At 54.8% G+C, this 16,747-nt stretch carries 25 protein-coding genes and 1 tRNA gene; 9 read left to right on the top strand and 17 right to left on the bottom strand.

The genetic code is table 11. The annotated features are described in order from the left end of the window. Positions 1-33 precede the first annotated feature (33 nt). On the top strand, positions 34-2,013 hold the full coding sequence (locus tag WKJ03_RS06890; protein WP_337841440.1) for a winged helix-turn-helix domain-containing protein: 1,980 nt from the start codon (positions 34-36) through the stop codon (positions 2,011-2,013). A 15-nt stretch (positions 2,014-2,028) separates the two neighbouring features. Here the strand turns inward: WKJ03_RS06890 and WKJ03_RS06885 are convergent, their stop codons facing one another. Continuing rightward, on the bottom strand, positions 2,029-3,567 hold the full coding sequence (locus WKJ03_RS06885) for an L-lactate permease (RefSeq protein ID WP_337841439.1): 1,539 nt from the start codon (positions 3,565-3,567) through the stop codon (positions 2,029-2,031). Between the two features lie 217 nt (positions 3,568-3,784). On the opposite strand from WKJ03_RS06885, the gene WKJ03_RS06880 reads away from it, so the two are divergent. Further along, positions 3,785-3,861 (top strand) — tRNA-Arg (locus WKJ03_RS06880). A gap of 198 nt (positions 3,862-4,059) precedes the next feature. Here WKJ03_RS06880 and WKJ03_RS06875 read toward each other — a convergent pair. Then, the gene (locus tag WKJ03_RS06875; RefSeq protein WP_337841438.1) at positions 4,060-4,647 is read right to left on the bottom strand and encodes an ABATE domain-containing protein; all 588 of its coding nucleotides are present in this window, start codon (positions 4,645-4,647) and stop codon (positions 4,060-4,062) included. Between the two features lie 125 nt (positions 4,648-4,772). Here WKJ03_RS06875 and WKJ03_RS06870 point away from each other — a divergent pair, with 125 nt between their 5' ends. From WKJ03_RS06870 to WKJ03_RS06840, 7 genes are all read left to right on the top strand, one after another. Then, a complete protein-coding gene (locus WKJ03_RS06870; protein ID WP_337841437.1) occupies positions 4,773-5,708 on the top strand; it encodes an alpha/beta hydrolase in 936 nt (311 codons plus the stop codon). Positions 5,709-5,928: 220 nt separating this feature from the next. Continuing rightward, positions 5,929-8,307 (top strand): PAS domain-containing protein, encoded by a 2,379-nt coding sequence (locus WKJ03_RS06865; protein ID WP_337841436.1) that lies wholly within the window; start codon positions 5,929-5,931, stop codon positions 8,305-8,307. A gap of 138 nt (positions 8,308-8,445) precedes the next feature. Then, positions 8,446-8,592: a hypothetical protein gene (locus WKJ03_RS06860; RefSeq protein ID WP_337841435.1), complete on the top strand. Its 147-nt coding sequence runs from the start codon at positions 8,446-8,448 to the stop codon at positions 8,590-8,592. Further along, the gene (locus WKJ03_RS06855; RefSeq protein ID WP_337841434.1) at positions 8,589-9,149 is read left to right on the top strand and encodes an AraC family transcriptional regulator; all 561 of its coding nucleotides are present in this window, start codon (positions 8,589-8,591) and stop codon (positions 9,147-9,149) included. The genes WKJ03_RS06860 and WKJ03_RS06855 overlap by 4 nt, the downstream gene beginning before the upstream one ends. Positions 9,150-9,306: 157 nt before the next feature. Then, entirely contained in the window at positions 9,307-9,762 is a 456-nt protein-coding gene (locus WKJ03_RS06850; protein ID WP_337841433.1) for a hypothetical protein, read from the top strand. Between the two features lie 13 nt (positions 9,763-9,775). Next, entirely contained in the window at positions 9,776-10,279 is a 504-nt protein-coding gene (locus WKJ03_RS06845; protein WP_337841432.1) for a hypothetical protein, read from the top strand. A 5-nt stretch (positions 10,280-10,284) separates the two neighbouring features. Further along, on the top strand, positions 10,285-10,527 hold the full coding sequence (locus WKJ03_RS06840) for a hypothetical protein (protein WP_337841431.1): 243 nt from the start codon (positions 10,285-10,287) through the stop codon (positions 10,525-10,527). 41 nt (positions 10,528-10,568) lie between these two features. On the opposite strand, the gene WKJ03_RS06835 is transcribed toward WKJ03_RS06840, so the two are convergent. The 15 genes from WKJ03_RS06835 to WKJ03_RS06765 form a co-directional block, all read right to left on the bottom strand. Next, positions 10,569-11,006, bottom strand: a complete 438-nt coding sequence (locus WKJ03_RS06835) for a hypothetical protein (RefSeq protein ID WP_337841430.1) — start codon at positions 11,004-11,006, stop codon at positions 10,569-10,571. 59 nt (positions 11,007-11,065) lie between these two features. Then, positions 11,066-11,320, bottom strand: a complete 255-nt coding sequence (locus WKJ03_RS06830; protein WP_337841429.1) for a hypothetical protein — start codon at positions 11,318-11,320, stop codon at positions 11,066-11,068. A 47-nt stretch (positions 11,321-11,367) separates the two neighbouring features. After that, a complete protein-coding gene (locus tag WKJ03_RS06825; protein WP_337841428.1) occupies positions 11,368-11,577 on the bottom strand; it encodes a hypothetical protein in 210 nt (69 codons plus the stop codon). 96 nt (positions 11,578-11,673) lie between these two features. Continuing rightward, a complete protein-coding gene (locus tag WKJ03_RS06820) occupies positions 11,674-11,913 on the bottom strand; it encodes a RebB family R body protein (RefSeq protein WP_337841427.1) in 240 nt (79 codons plus the stop codon). Between the two features lie 25 nt (positions 11,914-11,938). Continuing rightward, positions 11,939-12,178 carry a RebB family R body protein gene (locus tag WKJ03_RS06815; RefSeq protein WP_337841426.1) on the bottom strand — a complete coding sequence of 80 codons (240 nt, stop codon included), beginning with the start codon at positions 12,176-12,178 and terminating at the stop codon, positions 11,939-11,941. 56 nt (positions 12,179-12,234) lie between these two features. Next, complete coding sequence (locus WKJ03_RS06810; protein ID WP_337841425.1) at positions 12,235-12,465, bottom strand: RebB family R body protein; 231 nt, start codon at positions 12,463-12,465, stop codon at positions 12,235-12,237. Between the two features lie 32 nt (positions 12,466-12,497). Beyond that, positions 12,498-12,728, bottom strand: a complete 231-nt coding sequence (locus tag WKJ03_RS06805; RefSeq protein ID WP_337841424.1) for a RebB family R body protein — start codon at positions 12,726-12,728, stop codon at positions 12,498-12,500. Positions 12,729-12,885: 157 nt separating this feature from the next. Further along, positions 12,886-13,515 (bottom strand): hypothetical protein, encoded by a 630-nt coding sequence (locus tag WKJ03_RS06800; protein ID WP_337841423.1) that lies wholly within the window; start codon positions 13,513-13,515, stop codon positions 12,886-12,888. 26 nt (positions 13,516-13,541) lie between these two features. Beyond that, positions 13,542-13,853: a hypothetical protein gene (locus tag WKJ03_RS06795; RefSeq protein ID WP_337841422.1), complete on the bottom strand. Its 312-nt coding sequence runs from the start codon at positions 13,851-13,853 to the stop codon at positions 13,542-13,544. Between the two features lie 12 nt (positions 13,854-13,865). After that, a complete protein-coding gene (locus tag WKJ03_RS06790) occupies positions 13,866-14,081 on the bottom strand; it encodes a RebB family R body protein (protein ID WP_337841421.1) in 216 nt (71 codons plus the stop codon). Positions 14,082-14,261: 180 nt separating this feature from the next. Then, positions 14,262-14,552 (bottom strand): hypothetical protein, encoded by a 291-nt coding sequence (locus tag WKJ03_RS06785; RefSeq protein ID WP_337841420.1) that lies wholly within the window; start codon positions 14,550-14,552, stop codon positions 14,262-14,264. Then, positions 14,545-14,913: a hypothetical protein gene (locus WKJ03_RS06780; protein ID WP_337841419.1), complete on the bottom strand. Its 369-nt coding sequence runs from the start codon at positions 14,911-14,913 to the stop codon at positions 14,545-14,547. The genes WKJ03_RS06785 and WKJ03_RS06780 overlap by 8 nt, the downstream gene beginning before the upstream one ends. A gap of 9 nt (positions 14,914-14,922) precedes the next feature. After that, complete coding sequence (locus tag WKJ03_RS06775) at positions 14,923-15,267, bottom strand: hypothetical protein (RefSeq protein WP_337841418.1); 345 nt, start codon at positions 15,265-15,267, stop codon at positions 14,923-14,925. Further along, entirely contained in the window at positions 15,242-15,460 is a 219-nt protein-coding gene (locus WKJ03_RS06770) for a DUF2046 domain-containing protein (RefSeq protein ID WP_337841417.1), read from the bottom strand. The genes WKJ03_RS06775 and WKJ03_RS06770 overlap by 26 nt, the downstream gene beginning before the upstream one ends. After that, positions 15,457-16,458 carry a sigma-54 dependent transcriptional regulator gene (locus WKJ03_RS06765; RefSeq protein WP_337841416.1) on the bottom strand — a complete coding sequence of 334 codons (1,002 nt, stop codon included), beginning with the start codon at positions 16,456-16,458 and terminating at the stop codon, positions 15,457-15,459. Before WKJ03_RS06765 ends, WKJ03_RS06770 begins: the two co-directional genes overlap by 4 nt. Positions 16,459-16,747: the final 289 nt, after the last annotated feature.

Raw genomic sequence — 16,747 nt, 5'->3', positions numbered from 1 at the left:
ATTGGTAATCTCAAATAAAATCATGGGTTTGCAATGGACTATCAGATAGGTGCAGTCCGGCTGTGCCAGCGCAGCGCACAACTGTACAAAGAGGGACAGCGGCTGCACTGCGAACCCAAAATCTATGCGCTGCTGCTGTATTTCTGCCAGCAGCCCGACCGGGCCATCAGCCGGCAGGAACTGATGGATCAGGTCTGGCAAGGCCGTATTGTCACGGATGCGGCCGTGAACCGCGCCGTTGCTGAGCTGCGCAAACTACTGGAACCCGACCCAAAACAGCCTTTGTATCTGCACACTGTCAGCAAGCTGGGTTATCAGCTGACCGGTGTGACGACCCTGCCCGGCAGCATGCCGCCAGAAGCGGTGCTGCAGACGCCGTTTCTGAGGCGATGGCCTCAAATGCTGGTGGGGCTATTGGTTGTGTTGCTGTCTGGCCTGGCGCTGCTACTGTGGCCGTCCGGGCAACCTCGGTATCAGTTGAGCCATGCTGAACCTGTCACCCGTCTTGCTGGCGAAAGCTTTAAAGCCGCCCCTCAGGGCCGGGAGCGGCTGTTTTTTTTACACAGAGCAGCGGCAGACCAGCCGCCACAACTCTGGGTACAGCAGGGGACTGTGGCAAAAGCGGTGACTGCTGATGCTTATCTTTATCTGGATTTTGCACTGATCAGTGAGCAGCAGGCAGTCGCGTTGCGCTGGTCCAATGAAGAAGAGCGTAACTGCGAGCTGGTCAGGCTGGAGCTGACCACAGGTCACAGCCAGCCGTTGAGCCCTTGCCCTCGGGCGTCCGCGAACCAGCTGGCTTATGCCAAAAAATCAGGTTGGCTGTTTTTTAATGAAAGGCCCGATATTTCAGCACCTTATGCCATGCATGCGCTGCATCTGGAAACGGGGCAGCGCCGCCAGCTGACCCAGCCTGTTGTGGCAGGCAATGGCCTGGGCCATTATCTGTTTGCCTTGTCGGCGGCAGAAAAGGAGCTGCTGGTGCTGGAATACCTCGATGGCCAGACAGTGGTGCTGAAACAGCTGGATGTGCAGGGGCGGCTGGTGCAGCAAATGCCTGTGGCACTGGCTCCCACCTCGATGCACTGGGTGTTGCCGGATCAGGTGCTGCTGACCACGGCGCAGGCTGTGTATTTGCTTGGTCTGGCCGATGGCAGGTTGCAGCTGTTGAAGCAGGAGGCTGGCTGGTCGAGGTTTCGGCGTGCCGGGCCGGAGCAGCTGCTGGCAGAGCGTTTTGATTACCTGAGCCAGCTAGTGGCCCAGACATTCAGTGGGGATCTGGTGCCGCTGTACCCGCAAGGGGCGGGACGTTACAGCAACCCGGCGCTGAGCCCGCAAGGAACGCTGGCCTATGTGGCCAGCGACAGCCAGGGCCTTCGCCTGCTGCGGCAACCGCAGGGCGAGACTGCAGTGCCCTGGCCCCTTCCTGAGCCTTTGCATTTTGTGTCAGCGCTTAGCTGGTCTGCCGACGGTGAGCAATTACTGATGGCTGCCAATGACAAATTGTTTCTCTGGAAACAACACCGCTGGCAACAGCTGGTTGCACAGTTCGGCCAGGTGCATTACACCACTTTTGCCACAGACGGCGCTGTGCTGTTCAGCGCATTAGAGCAGGGCATCTGGCGTTTATTCCGGCTGGAGTCTGCGGCTCATCAGCCAAAACTGTTAGCGCCTCCCGAGGGGTACAGTGTGCAGGGGCCGGATCAGCAAGGTTATTACTACTACACGGCTTTTTCGAAACCAGGCCTGTTTCGCTGGCGCCAGGGGCGCGACACTGAACTGATTATGGCGGATTTTCCAGTGCATGGCTGGCGCCACTGGCAGCTGCAGGGGGAGCAGCTGTTGGCGCAGTACCAGGGGAGCTGGTGGCTGCAACAGCTGGATAAAGGCGCCCCACAACGGCTGGGCGCCCAAGGCAAACAGTGCCGCCTGTTGGGCGAGAAACAACTGGTCTGTGAACAAAGCAGCCACCAGCAAAGAGCGATTTGGTCCTTAAAACTGCTTGCTGAATGATAAACCGGCCTGTGATTACTGGTAGTGGGCCACCATGCCAGCAAGGGCTGTGTACAGCAGCATAGGCAGCAGGGTGTAACGCAGTATTTTGCCTTCCTGCTGCTGCAGTTTCACCACGGCACAGGCCGCCACTATATTTACCACACAGACCATATTACCGGCATTGGCACCCAGCATTTGCAGCGCCAGCACCAGATTGGCATCCAGCCCGGCTTGTCGGGCAATTTCCAGCTGCAACTGAGCAAACATCAGGTTGGAAAAAGTGGCGGAGCCAGCAATAAACGAGCCCATAGCGCCCAGCACCGGGGCGCACCAAAGCCAGAGCTGCTGCAGGTGCGCTGCAGCCCAGTCGGCCAGATAAAGCGGCATGGCGGGCAAACCGGCCTGGTTCTGATCGGAATGAATAAAGATCCGCACCATAGGCACGGCAGTTGCCAGGGTGAGGGCCGCCGGGCCAATTTTTTGCAGGCTCTGCCAGCATAAGGTGGCAAACTGAGGCAGGGCAGCACGGTTTTTTGGTAAAAACATCAGCACTGTGAGAACAAACAAAGTGCCGGGCAAATACAAAGGCTGCAGGCTGGTGGAAATAGCACTGCCGAGCAGGGTGTCAAATTGCCACTGATAGCTTTGCAGCCAGTTTTTTAACGGCAACTCGGGCAAGCGGCTCAGGATCAACAGGCTGATCAGGCACAGGTAAGGCAACCAGGCTGTCAATAACTGGCGTGGTGCTGTGCTGGGGGGGATATTCTGCGGTTGGCCTGCTTTAAATGCGAGTGCCAGCAACAGCATGGTGCTGAATGAAGCCAGCACGGTCGGAAACTCAGGCCCCAGGGTGCGGGCAGCCAGCCAGGCAAAAAACGCATAAAACAACCCGCAGGCCAGTGCCCAGAGCAATACCGGCCAGAAATAGCGCCAGCTTTTTTCGGCACTGAAAAAACGGCAATACAGCGCCAGCATATAGACAGGGATCAAAGGCGCGGCAAAAAGATCGATGGCGGCAGCCTGCACCGCAATGTCCTGCAAAGCCAGCGGAGCGTCAATGCCCTGTGCAATACCCACCAGCACCGGGGTACCTATGGCGCCAAAAGAGACTGGCACTGAATCGGCAATCAGCGCCAGAATGACAGCGGCCAGTGGCTGAAAACCAAGGCTGATCAATAAGGGGGCCGCTATGGCGGCTGGCGTACCAAAGCCAGCCACCCCTTCCAGAAAGGCCACCAGCAAAAAACCAACCAGCAGTAGTTGCTTTCTCGGGTCTGGCGTCAGTTGGCAAAAACTTTGCCGTATCAGTTCAAAGCGGCCCTGCAGCTGCAACTGATGCAACAGCAACATGGCGCCAAAGACTATCCATAACACCGACAGCGCAATCACCCAACCTTCCAGCACAGCCGCAGCCAGCTGCAACCAGGGCATCTGCCAGACCAGAACGGCCAGCAACGCCGTCCCCAGCAAACCAATAGCCATCGCCAGACGGGCGGAAAGCTGCAGCATGCCAAGCAGCAGCAAAATGCTCAGCACAGGAAAAAGCGCAGTGGCCAGATGCAAGGCAGACATAGAAGATCCTTTTCCCAGGGTTTTTCATTACGTTAACGGCAGGAGCGGCCACAGAAAAGGGGAGGGCGTGCTTTTTGTGCGCTGTTTTGCGCCAGATCAACTGAAGTGGCGGCTGGCAGGTTGCTGGTTTTTTGTGCCATCACACTCAAGCGGCGCTATTAAACTAATCAGCTGGCTGGACATTAATAACAAAGCTCCATAAAATGCCCAGCGTCGCGCACCCATAGCTCAGCTGGATAGAGCGCTGCCCTCCGGAGGCAGAGGTCTCAGGTTCGAATCCTGATGGGTGCGCCAAACAAAAACACCGCCATTTCGGCGGTTTTTTTGTTTGTTGTACTCACAGATTTGAACCTTTTTCGACAAAAACGCCGGGAGCGTTTTTGAACGTCTTCGCTTGCGAAGGCGGCCCGAAGGGCGAGGCGCAGGAAGCGCCGAGTAATCCTGATGGGTGAGCCAACTCCGTTACCGATCTGCCGTAAGGCTCGAAGCCTCTTAACCCCCACTTCTTTTTCTAAACTGCGCTGCTTTATGGCGGTTGCCGCATAAGGCCATGCTGCACCAACGGCGTTTGTGGGCTTTGGTGCGATCGTAAAACCACAAAATGCAGTCCGGGTGTTCACATTGTTTGACCAGGGCGGCGTTGCCTTCCACCAGCAACTGAGCCACCGCTTCCGCCACCGGGCCCAATAAAGCGCCTGTTCCTTCGGCTGTGCAGTGACGGCTTAACGTCAGTGTTCCTTCGGCGTCTTGTTCTAGATACGGCACTGTGCTGTAGGCCTGTAAGTAGGGGTTTAACGGGCGGTAATCGATCGGTTGCCCCGCTCTGAACTGGCTGATCAACTGATGCGCCAAGGCCCGCAACGCCTTAGCTTGTGGCAGCAAATCAGCCGGTGCCACGGTTGCTGTTTGGCTGATGCCGTAACGCGCCAGCCAGTGCAGCAGATCCTGGTCATTGCTCCAGAACTCCACCGGCTGACCGTCGGCACGGGCTTCGGTATTGAGTAAATCCATCGCCAGGTGATCCCCCAGCATAGGCGCTCCGCTCTGGGGTTGTTCAGTCGTAGTTGCTGCTTCAGACATAAGTAACCTCTAAAAATTAATTTGACAGGTTACTTTGGTTTGGCAATACTTGCTCCATGTAACCTATTAAAGTTGATTATATGGGTTACTTGGTGATGTGCCAACCTTAACTTCACGGAGCAACCATGACAACTCAACATTTACTGCTTGCCGCGGCAACCTTAGCGGTCTCTGTGACCGCCACCGCGGCGCCAACACCCACTCAGGTGCGTTATCAGAACCTTGAAGTTCAGGGAGTGACGGTGTTTTACCGCGAGGCCGGTCCAGCGCAGGCGCCAACAGTGTTGTTGCTGCATGGCTTTGGGGCCTCGTCTTATATGTTCAGAGATTTAATGCCGAAACTGGCGGAAAAGTACCATGTGATAGCGCCGGATTTGCCTGGCTTCGGCCAGACCACCGTCAGCCCCACGGCAAAATTCAGCTACAACTTCGACAATCTGGCTGCTGTGATGGACGCCTTTACCGAAGCCAAAGGGCTGCAGCGCTATGCCCTTTATGTGTTTGACTACGGCGCTCCGGTCGGCTGGCGTCTGGCGGTTAAACATCCGGATAAAATCACCGCTATTGTCAGCCAGAATGGCAATGCGTACGAAGAAGGTTTAAGTGCAGGTTGGGCGGATATGCGTAAAGCCTGGGCGAACCCAACTGCAGAGAACCGGGAGGCTTTGCGTAAGTTTAATACGGCGCAGATGCTGAAATGGCAATACACCCAAGGGGTGGAAGACCAGTCTGTCATTGCGCCAGAAACTTATCAATTGGCTTATGCTGCCATTGAACGCCATGGCGTGGAACCCCAGCTGGATTTGCTGATGGACTATGGCAGCAACGTCAAACAATACAGCCAGTTGCATCAGTACTTTCGCAGCAGGCAACCCCCTTTGCTGGCGATTTGGGGCAACCAGGATCCGTTTTTTCTTCCGGCCGGCGCCCTGGCTTTCCAGCGCGACAACCCAAAGGCTGAAGTGCAGTTTGTCAACAGCGGCCACTTTGCCATTGAAACGCATGGCCATGACTTAGCGGCAGCTATGCTGGAGTTTCTCGACTACAATCTGAAGCCTTAGCCATTCTAAACGGAGCCGGAACTCACTGCCCGGAGCGCGATTCAACGCGGCCAGTTGGCCGCGTTTTTTGCTTCAGAGCCAGCCGGTAGGCGCAGTGTCCGGTTTGCCAGTCGGATAGGCCTCTGTTAGTCTCTAAGGGACAAAACGGCGGAGCCGGCAATGATCAGGCAAGGTGCCTTCAGCAACAGGTCCGTCAGGATTCAGAGAGTGACAGGACTTTATGCTTGCCCCATCTGTGCCACCCAATGAAACTGAACGTTTAAAGGCGCTCAGTTCTGCTGCCTTGCTGGATACTCCGGATGAACCCAGATTTGACCGGCTGACCCATCTGACCAGGCTCTGTCTTGGCACCGAAATTGTGTTGGTGTCTCTGGTGGATCAGCAGCGTCAGTGGTTTAAATCCAGACAGGGGCTGACCGCCTGCGAAACCCCCAGAGATATCTCATTTTGTGGCCATGCCATACTGGCTGACGCTATTCTGGAAGTGCCCGACGCGACACAAGACCGCCGTTTTTCTGACAACCCCCTGGTGCTTGGGCCGCCTTTTATCCGTTTTTACGCCGGCGCGCCCTTAAGTTTTGACGGGCAGCGTATAGGAACCTTGTGCCTGATTGACTCGCAGCCGCGCCAGCTCAGCCACAAGGAGCGCGACATACTGCGTCATTTTGCTGATTCGGTTGAGCAGGAAATTCGCGACAGATTGCAGCAGTTTGCCCACCAGCAACTGGCACAAAGTGAACTGCTGAACAGCTCAGTGCTGGAAGGCACTCGCATCGGCACCTGGCAATGGAATGTGCAGAGCGGTGAAACCTCGTTTAATGAACGCTGGGCCGAGATAGTCGGGTACCGGCTGGAACAACTGGCACCTGTCAGTATCAGAACCTGGCAGGGGCTGGTGCATCCGCAGGACCTGGCGCTCAGTGAACAGCTGCTGCAGCAACATTTTTCCGGGGAAGCGGCGTTTTATGACTGCCGGTACCGGATGCGGCACAAAGACGGGTATTGGGTCTGGGTGCATGACAGAGGGCGTCTGGTGTCCCGCACCGAGGATGGCCAGCCGCTGATGATGTATGGTACCCACGCTGATATCACAGAACAAAAACAGGCAGAACGTGCCTTGGTTGAAAGCCGTGACCGGCTGGCCAAAATGGCACAACAGCTGCCTGGTGTGGTGTATCAGTTTCAGCAATGGCCGGACGGCCGTGCAGCCTTCCCTTATGCCAGTGAATCGATTCGGGAGATCTATGGAGTGACGCCCGAACAGGTACTGCAGGACGCTTCGTCTGTGTTTTCGGTCATTGTGCCGGATGATATTCCCGCGCTTTTGGCCAGTATTGAGCACTCCCGCATCCGGCTCAGCCTGTGGAACCATGAGTACCGTGTTATCAAAGCAGGTGGTCAAACTGCCTGGTTGTCCGGTCGCGCCATGCCGGAACAAATGCCGGATGGCAGTGTGCTCTGGCATGGCTATATCTACGACGTGACGGATAAAAAACAGCATTATCTGGAGCTGGAGCAGGCCAATGACGATTTACACCTGGCGCAGCAGCGGCTGGAGTTGTCCAGTCGCCAGGCCAGAATAGGGTATTGGCGGGCCAGCCTGACCACGGGGGAGTTGTGGTGGTCGCCCATGATTTACGATATTTTCGGTTTTGATCCTGTATTCACCTTGCCCAGCATCGCGTTGTTCAAAAGCACCATTCATCCGGACGATTTGGCGGCAGTGGAAGCAAGTGAAACCAGGGCGTTGCAGAGCGGGGAGCACAATGTGATCCACCGTATTATCCGCGCTGACGGTGAGATCCGCTGGGTGCATGAATTGGCGCAAATGCTGCCAGCCGACGACAATCCGGAGCAAATTATGTTGGGTTCGGTGCAGGACGTCACCGAGTTTATGCGCTTGCAGCGGCTCAAAGATGAGTTTATTTCCACCGTCAGCCATGAACTGCGTACCCCCTTAACCTCGATTGGTGGTGCCATCAAGCTGTTGATTGGCACCCAGCAGCTTCAGTTGAGTGACACAGCTCAGATGTTACTGGATGTGGCGCAAAGCAATATCAGCCGGTTGCAACATCTGATCAACGACTTGCTGGACATTGAAAAACTCAGTGCCGGAAAAATGAAGCTGGAGTTAAAGGCGGTGTTCGTCTTGCCTTTGCTGCAACAGGCCCTGCACGACCATGCCACCTTTGCCGAAAAATCCAGAGTGAAGCTGGTGCTGAATACGCCACCGGAGCTGGCCGAGGTGCAGCTGATGCTGGACGAACACAGGTTCCAGCAAATTCTGGCCAATTTATTATCCAATGCTCTGAAGTTTTCCCCGGATGGCGGCAAGGTGCTGTTGCAGGCCCGCTTCAGCACGGATCAGCTGGAAATTGCGGTGGTGGACTATGGCCCTGGTATTCCGCCTGGTTTCCACAACAAAATTTTCCAGCGCTTTTCGCAGGCCGATGCCAGCAGCTCTAAACGTAAAGGCGGCACCGGTCTGGGGCTGGCACTCTGCAAGGAGCTGACGGAAGTGATGGGCGGCACTATTGACTTCACATCGGAACCAGGAATGGGATCACGATTTTTTGTCTGTTTTCCACTATTGGCCTGACAAAAAGTGGCGCATCCGCTGAATTTATTCCCCAAATAAGAAAAATTTGCTCCGTCTCCGGTATGCTCAGAGGGCTGTTAAATCTGAGTGAACCAGGTTCTGGCTGCACAGTGTGGCCGCAACCGCCGAGGAATACGGATGACAAATGATCAATTGCAGTTGGTGTTTCTGCTTAAAAACCAAAGCGCATTACAGTCGATGTGGGAATTGCTGAGTCAGGATTATGCCTGTCTGATCCTTGCACAGTTACAGGACCCTCCGGTTGGTGTGTCCAAAAAAAAATGACAGTGTATATGGTGGATGACGACCTGATGTTCAGCCGTGTCCAGCAACAGTTTGCTGTATCCCGGCAAGCCGTTGCGCTGATCCATCTGCGCAATAAAACCTTTACCCTCTGCGGTGTTTTATCCGAAGCACCGCTGCAGCAGTTTATGCAGTTATGTCAGCGGATTTTATTGTGTGCTGAACAGGCTGTGCCTGCAGGCCAGCAAGAAAACCCTGTTTCAGTGCAGCCCAGCAAGCAGCAGGAACTGGTCGACAAAACCTGTCGTTATATCCGGCAACATCTGCATTTGCCTCTGACTCTGGATTCCATCAGTAAAGCGATGAATACCAACAGAAACAGCCTGGCCAAAGCCTTTAAGCAGGAACTGAATACCGGAGTCTCAGCCTGGTTGCGTCAGCAACGTATGGAAAAAGCCCGTCAGTTGCTGATGGAAACCAGCCTGAGCATTCAGGAGATTTCGCTCCGCCTGGGGTATCAGTCGCAAGCGAATTTTTCGGCGTCTTTTAAAAGTGTGTTTCAGCAAAGCCCGCTGCGGGTCCGGCGTAAATCCGGATGATGGCGCTGGCCGCGGGCGACCGTCTGCAGCGCCTGTCTGGTCATTTTATGCCAGTTTTAATCCGGGCTGGCGCGTGAAACCCGCCCTGGCGTTATCCGGGTTTTGGCATATATCTGGCTTATGTATCGGTTAACGGAAAATGGGGGAAACTAAACAGATGGAACCATTGATTGTGATCAGTGTGCTTAAACAGCTTTCGGCTCCTGAGGCTGAAAAAACAATACTGCTGGATTGGCTGGGATCGGCGTGTTTGTTGCGGGTTCAGATGAGCGGGGAGGTGGTTTCAGAGCCGTTGCTTTCGCAGCTGAAACACCAGTTGGAGCCGGTGTTGCTCAGGCTGGCCGGGTGGGAGGCTGTTTCTGAGAATCGCGGGTTGTGCCAGCAGCTGGAACAGCAAATCAGCCTTTTTTACAAAGAGATTGTCTCAGTCACAGGCCAAAGCCCGGCGCAGTTGTTACGGAACTGGCGGCATGCGGCTTCTGAGGCTGGCCACGGGCTAGACCCCCAGAGTGCCACGGCGTGTCAGATGCCGACGGAGAGCGCCTTCACTGGCCCAGATGCTGAAGCTTCGCCGGTTCAGCAGCCCGCATCAGGCTACAGCCGTTATGAATAAGCAGGAGAAACAGATGAGTGAGCCGGTGACAGAAGACAGTTATTTAGCGCTGACGGCCTGTTTACAACGGGTGGTGATATTTGCTCAGTCCAATACCGCGATGAACCCCAGGCCTGAAGACGCTGTGTTAGCGCATTGGGCCAGTCAAATGCAACAGCTCTTTGTGTTCCAGCAAAGATGCCTGCTGTTGCCCGCACAGGAAAGCCGGCAGGAGCTTGAAACTGTGTCAGCCTTGTATACCGGCAGTCAGGATGGTTTGCTCAGGTTGTTTTATGCCAGCCCGTCACCGGCCGATGCCTTGCACTGGTTTGATTATCAGCAGGAATACAAAGCCAGATTACAGCAGCTCCAGTCGTTGCAGCTGTTATGGCAATGGCACCAGACGTTTTATAAGGATCTGCTGAACCGCTTTCCCCATTTGCCACTGCCTTTTCCAGCGGAAGCCATCTGCGGACCGGAAGGGGTGGACCCGTCTCCGGCTTCAGGCGCCACGCCTCAGCCTGATTTGCATTGGTAATACCTGTGACAAAACAGGTGCCTGCTGTTTTTGACCGCTTTGGCTGGTACTGGCAGCCAGCCGGCTGGCTGGCTTCGATGTCTGCGGCTGATGTCACAGCCGCCACCAAAAAAGCGATTGACCTGGGTGCCGTCAGCCAGGAATTGTTGACGGCGGCAGCCTTGAATCAGGCACAGGCCAAAGGCACCCGGCTGGCTATGCAACTGATGCTGGACTCGCTGAAGCCTGACCGCACACCCGATGAATAGGGGGGCCGTCTGGCTCAGGAGCTGCAGTTTTGCTGGAAAAATTACCCCTTATCGTCCTGCCTGGGGGATAAGAAATACTGAAACACCTGATCAGGCAGTGTGTAACGCCTGCTGGCTTTGGCCTCTGCGGGGGCGTCCGCTGCGGTTCTGTCTCTGAATTTAGCGTCTGAGGCTGTTTTGCTGGTCGCCTCTGGCGCAGGCGTCAGCCGTTCAGCCAGTGTGGTGGTAGCGGCTTGTGTGTCCAGGCTGGCGCTCTGCACCAGTTCGCTGTATTGAGCACCGAGCAAAGGGTTTTGCAGCCATTTGGCATAAGCAACCCCCATGGCCACCATAGTGACGGTATTCTGGTTTCTGAATGCGTCCACTTCATTCTGCGCGGCCAGCGACAACGATTGCGCAATGGCAGCACCGGCAGCTTCTTCCGCTGTCCAGCCTAATCTGGAAGCGCCTGATTTTGCTTTACTCTTGTCCTCACTCATGGTGACGTCCTCTTCCATCTTTCGTTGTGCCGGGGCCGTGCATCAGGACATGCCCGGCATCAGGCCGGTTGATTGATCCGCATTTTGACGACAGCTAAAAATTCCAGCAGATCATTCAGTCCCGCCGCGTCCAGTGTGCAGATAAAGGGCCCCTGTTTTGCCTGGTCAGGCTGGAACAGCTGAACGGACAAGGTCAGTTTTTGTTGCTGCAGGTTGTAACATAGGCTCCATTCCCCTGGGTTGCTTTTATCCAAGGGATCAAAAGGGGCTTTGATGCAGTTGGAGATACCGCTGGATTGAGATGACAAAGGCATGTTCAGACTCCTGTGATAGTGGCGTAAGGTTGCAGGCTCAGCGGCATTCAGGAACTCAGAATTCGGTTACAGACCTGCACCATGGCCGAGTTGGCCAAAGTCTGCGACGCGTACTGATTGGCGGTGTTATTCAGCATGGTCAGTGTGGTGGCATTGACCAGACCGCCTAAGGACAGGGTTTGCAGAGTTTCGTTGCTCTGGCTCTGTACTTCATCATTAATGGCGACAGAGCTGTTGATGTAATCGGTTTCGGACATAGTCAGTACTCCATTGGTTTGGGCTCAGACAGGCACAGAGCAACCAGGTTGCTCTGCCTGAAATCTAAGTGGCTGGTTGCCAGCCACCCCGTTAACTTACTGATTCTGGGAAAACAGCTTGGTGACACCCAGAGTTGTTGCCGCCTGGTAGGCCACATTGGCTTGTTGCTGCGCATACACCGCATTGGCAGCGGCCATGGCCACAGAGTTACCAATGGTCTGGTACAGGCTGCCCATCGCCATGGCCGGCGCTTCGGCCAGCACTTTGGTGTTGGCAATGGTGACGGCGTCCACAATGGCGCCATTGACTGAGGTGGGTTGAGAAGCGTTGCTCATCATGATCTCCTTATGGGGTTAGTTTTTACTGGTTATCTGAAAACAGTTTGGTCACGCCAAGGGTGCTGGCCGCCTGATAACCGACATTGGCCTGCTGTTGCGCATACACAGCATTGGCGGCCGCCATGGCGACAGAGTTGCCAATGGTCTGGTACAGGCTGCCCATCGCCATGGCCGGTGCTTCGGCCAGTACCTTGGTATTGACTGTGGCGATGGAATCAACAACGGCACCATTGACCACTGTGGGTTGAGTTGAGTTGGACATAAAATTCTCTCCTGAGTTGATGTTGTGTTACTTCCTGCTGCTGTGACCTGAAGTCGCTAGCCGTTCTGACTGAACAGCTTGGTGACCCCCAAAGTTCCGGCAGACTGGGCCGTGACCCACCCCTGTTGCTGAGCATAGACCGCATTGGCGGCCGCCATGGCGACAGAGTTACCTATGGTCTGATACAGGCTGCCCATCGCCATGGCCGGGGCTACTGCACCGACTGAGCTGTTGGTGCCTGCGACGGCGTCAATAATGGCGCCGTTCACCTGACTGGGTTGTGACATCGCTGGATCTCCTGTTTAAAGGGCTGAGGCTGTTAGGCGTTTTGCGAGAACAATTTGGTGACACCCAGGGTCGTTGACGCCTGATACACCACATTGGCCTGCTGCTGCGCATAAACGGCGTTGGCGGCTGCCATCGCCACCGAGTTACCAATAGTCTGGTACAGGCTGCCCATCGCCATGGCCGGAGCTTCGGCCAGTACTTTTGTATTGGTAATAGTGACAGAGTCGACGACTGCGCCATTGACAAGTTGTGCACTCGACATAATCAATCTCCATGATTTAGGTACTGTTTGTACCAGGGTTCGAATCCACAATGTTGGATTCATCTGAGGTACTGCATTGGTTGTGCCAGTCGCCAAAATTGCATGGATTGTTCTTAACGTATTGTTTTTACTTACTATTAATTTTTGTATTGCCTGTTCAGTCAAAGCGGCTGTGGTCTGGATCAGCCATTGGGCCTTTGCTGACGGCCTGATCCGCCCTCTGTGTGGGGCTCAGTAGCCGGTAAAACCGCGCTGGCAAGGGCAACCCCTGAATTTGTGGCCCTGAAGGGCAGGGTCTGAAGCCGTAAGCGGTAAAAATTGCGGCCAGATTCGGGTTGGTCAGGGTGCAGACAATGGCGCTGTTGTGTTGGCTCTGGCTCAGGGCTGTCACTGCGTTGAGTGTGTCGCCGATCAGGCTGTTGATGTAGCTGAATGCCGCCGATGGCCACAAGGGGCTGAACAGACCAAAATCTTCCGGCAGCATCGTCAGGGAGTGCAGGTAAGTGACCTGGTCAAAGCTGCTCAGCACCAGTTCTGAGCAGAGACTGGCGTCGGGTAAGACTAATTGCTGCCAGTACAGTGGCAGCCTGGCTGGCAACTGCTGTGGGGCTGGTCCGGCTCTGGGCAAAAAGGGGTTCAGATAGTCACTGAGCAAATCCTGGTATTGTCGGGGCCGTTGCTGCTGCAGTCTGGACAGCTGATCCTGCAGCACACTGCCAAGCACCACTTTTAAGTCCTGTTCCAGCCGTTTTTGCGGCAACAGGCTGGCTGAACTTAAAAAACTCATGTTCGGAGATCCGGCGCAGACCGCATTCAGCCGTCTGTGGATGGTTCAAACATCTGCCGGACACTGTGCGGTTCAGCCGGGGCTGCAGCACTCGGGGGCTGGTGATTGGCTGTTGTTTCAGCTGGTGGGCTGGTAAACAGCTGCTCCTGACTGGCGTACAGCTGTTGCAGATCCAGCTGCAGCGCTTCAGGTGGAGGGGCGGTGGCGCTAATGACTGCAGGAAATGCCAACTGAACCGGCTGAAAAGGCGCCATATCAAACAGGGCCATAGCCTGCTGCAGCAGCTCCTGCGTTTCCGGCGTTGGCCCGGCAGAGCTGAGATCGGGTTTGGCTGTCATCAGTGCCTCCATTCAGGGACGGTACAATTGCAGCACAGCCAGCACCGACGTCGCTTGCTGACTGATGCAGGCCTGTTGCTGGGCAAAGACCTGGTTCATGCTGGCCAAACCCAGGTTATAGGCCAGATGCTGGTACTGGCTACCCATGGCCATCGCCGGGGCAACACCCAGGGTCATGGCATTCACCAACGCCAGGCTCTGGACTACTGCGGTATTCAGTTCGGTCATACAAGCTCCTGTGAAACTCTGTGTTTCAGAGTGTCAATGCGAAAAACCTGCCAATCTGAGCGGTCATCGAAAACGACGCCCTGATGCGGCTTTATCTGGTGCTGAAGCCGGCTGAATCCCAGGTACTGAGGCCAGAACCGGCCATTCCAGAGACTATCTGCGGCTGGCCGCGGCCAGGGGTTAATCCGGTTTCAGATCCTGTAACACCTGGGCGCCAACAGAACCGACCTGGGCTAAGTTTTCCACGGCAAAGGTAATGGTTTTGGTCGCCGTCTCAATAATTTGTTTGTACGCCATGTTTTCCGGATCGGCCAGCCAGCTGGCAGAAGCCACACCTATCACTGTGGTTTCAATGGTATTGAGGTTACGCATCAGATCGACTGCACTTTGCACGGCCAGCGCCACCGATTGATTTACGGACGGTTGGATCAGCTGCTGGGCTGAGTTGGTACTGAGCTCGGCATTACTCATCACTGCTGTCCCTTTGGTTCATCTCCTGAGCCACCTGCCGGATAAATTTCTCCATGTAACTCAGGCTCTGTGCGGGCTGGTTAAAGCCGCTGGCAGGGATGGATTCTGCAGACAGGGCCGTAACATAGGCCTGATCTGCCGCCAGGATCTGAATGGGTTGCATCCCGTTGGCGGCAGTGCCTTGCTGCAGGCTGTCTATCAGCTGTTGCAGCTGGACAAAGCGACGTTGTGACTGTACCAGTTCAGTGGCGATAGCGCCCTGCAGCGCTTTGCTGGTGCTGATAAAGCGCTGAAACTGCTGCAGTTCTGAGCTGGCGAACGCAGTGCTTTGTGCCACTATGGCTGAAATAGAGACTGTCATGCTGCGGGCTCAGCGCGGCTGGCCGAAACGGGCCAGTTGTTGCTGCAACAGCTGACGCATCAGCTCAAACTGCTGCTGCATCTGCTTAAGGTACTCGGCGTGTCCTCCAGAACTGTTGCTGTGCAGGCTCTGAAAGAAGATAGCCTGCGCCTGTTGTGCCCACTCTGGGGCGACAGCTGCAGCTATATTGGGATCAATGGCAAAAGGCTGGCCGGATGGATCAGGCACTGCGTCGTGCTGCTCTTGCAGCGGGCTATTGTCCGCGGATGAGCCGGCTTCCTGATACACAGCAACACATTCGTAGCGGTCTGGCGCTGTTCTGGTGGTTTCAAACAGCAGGTTTGTTTTGTTCATGCGTTGTCTCCACTGGTTGTTGTTGCAACTGACGCATCATTTGCTGCAGCTTGGCCTGCTGCTCCTGCATCAGATGCTGTAGCAGCAGGCTGGAATCGGCTTTTAGCTGGTTGAGTTGCCGGGCGCTGTGCTCGGCCAGGCAACGTGCCTCGGTCTGCTGTGTGACGGCCGGAATTGGCTGGGTTGTGTTCATAATCTGGCCTCCTGGATCAGAGCAGGCCTGGTCTGAATTTGTGCCAGACGACGTTCAACGACCTTGCGGTGCACCCCCAGCAAGCGGGCCGCTTCAGTTTTGTTCCCATTGGTTTTTTCCACCGCCTGCTCTATCAAGGCATCGTGAATGCTTCTGAGTTTATTGCTGATCGGCATTTCAATGATTTCCTGCGCCACCCGGGCCGCCCAATCGACCTGTTCATCACAAATGGCCAGTTGCTGAATGGTCTGGGCTGTGACTTCCGGCCCGTCTGCCAGCACTGAGAGTTTATCGACGCAGTTTTTCAGTTGGCGGATATTGCCGGGCCAGGCAGAGCACTGCAGCAGTTTCAGTGCGCAGCGGCTGAAACGGATAGTGTTGCCTAAACGGGCGAAATGCTGCGCAAGCAACGGAATATCATCCCGGCGTTGTTGCAACGCCGGGACTGTGATTTCAAACAGATTGATGCGGTACCACAGGTCTTCCCTAAAGGCCCGCCCTGCGACCAGTGCCGCCAGGTTGGCGTGTGAGGCACTGACAATACGGCCGGTAAATGCCTGAGTTTCGCTGCTGCCAATCCGGCTGAATTGGCGGCTTTCCAGCACACGTAACAATTTCGCCTGATGGACCAAAGGCAACTCTGCAATTTCATCCAAAAACAGGGTGCCCTGACTGGCCTGATAAAAGAAACCCTGTTGTTTTTTATCGGCACCGGTAAAGGCGCCTTTTTCATGGCCAAAAAATAAGGATTCAAACAGAGTTTCCGGAATAGCGCCGCAGTTGACACTGACAAGAGGGCCAGGCCGGCCACTGAGCTGGTGGATGGCTTTGGCGAGCAAATCTTTACCTGTGCCGGTTTCGCCATGTAAAAACACAGCGCCATCGCTGCGGGCAATTTTTGCTACATGAGCCGCCAAGGTTTTCATCGTGGCGTTTTGGCTAATCACTCCAGGTAACACTTCAGAAAACAGTGGTAAAAAAGAACTGACAGCACTCATATCTGGCCTCCCTGTGAAATGAATAAAAAACCTATACCAATAAATGAAACATTTCTTATGAATTTGTCACTATTTTTTATGTTTTTGTAACGCCTCGATTTTGTTTTTTATTTTCGGATGAAAGTGTCCTGTTTGTTTTTTCATTTGGATTGAATCGTCCATCTATTAGTGGTTAATGTTTCTGTTGCGGTTATTTTTTGCGGGTTTTTAACTATTATTTCTTTTTTATTTAATGGTTTGTGGGTTTTTTGTTGGTGGGTTCTCTGTTTGGTGCGAATTTTGAAATTAA

The sequence above is a fragment of the Rheinheimera sp. genome, assembly GCF_037442525.1.
Classification (GTDB): domain Bacteria; phylum Pseudomonadota; class Gammaproteobacteria; order Enterobacterales; family Alteromonadaceae; genus Pararheinheimera.
This window is presented reverse-complemented; position numbering and strand designations above follow the sequence as displayed.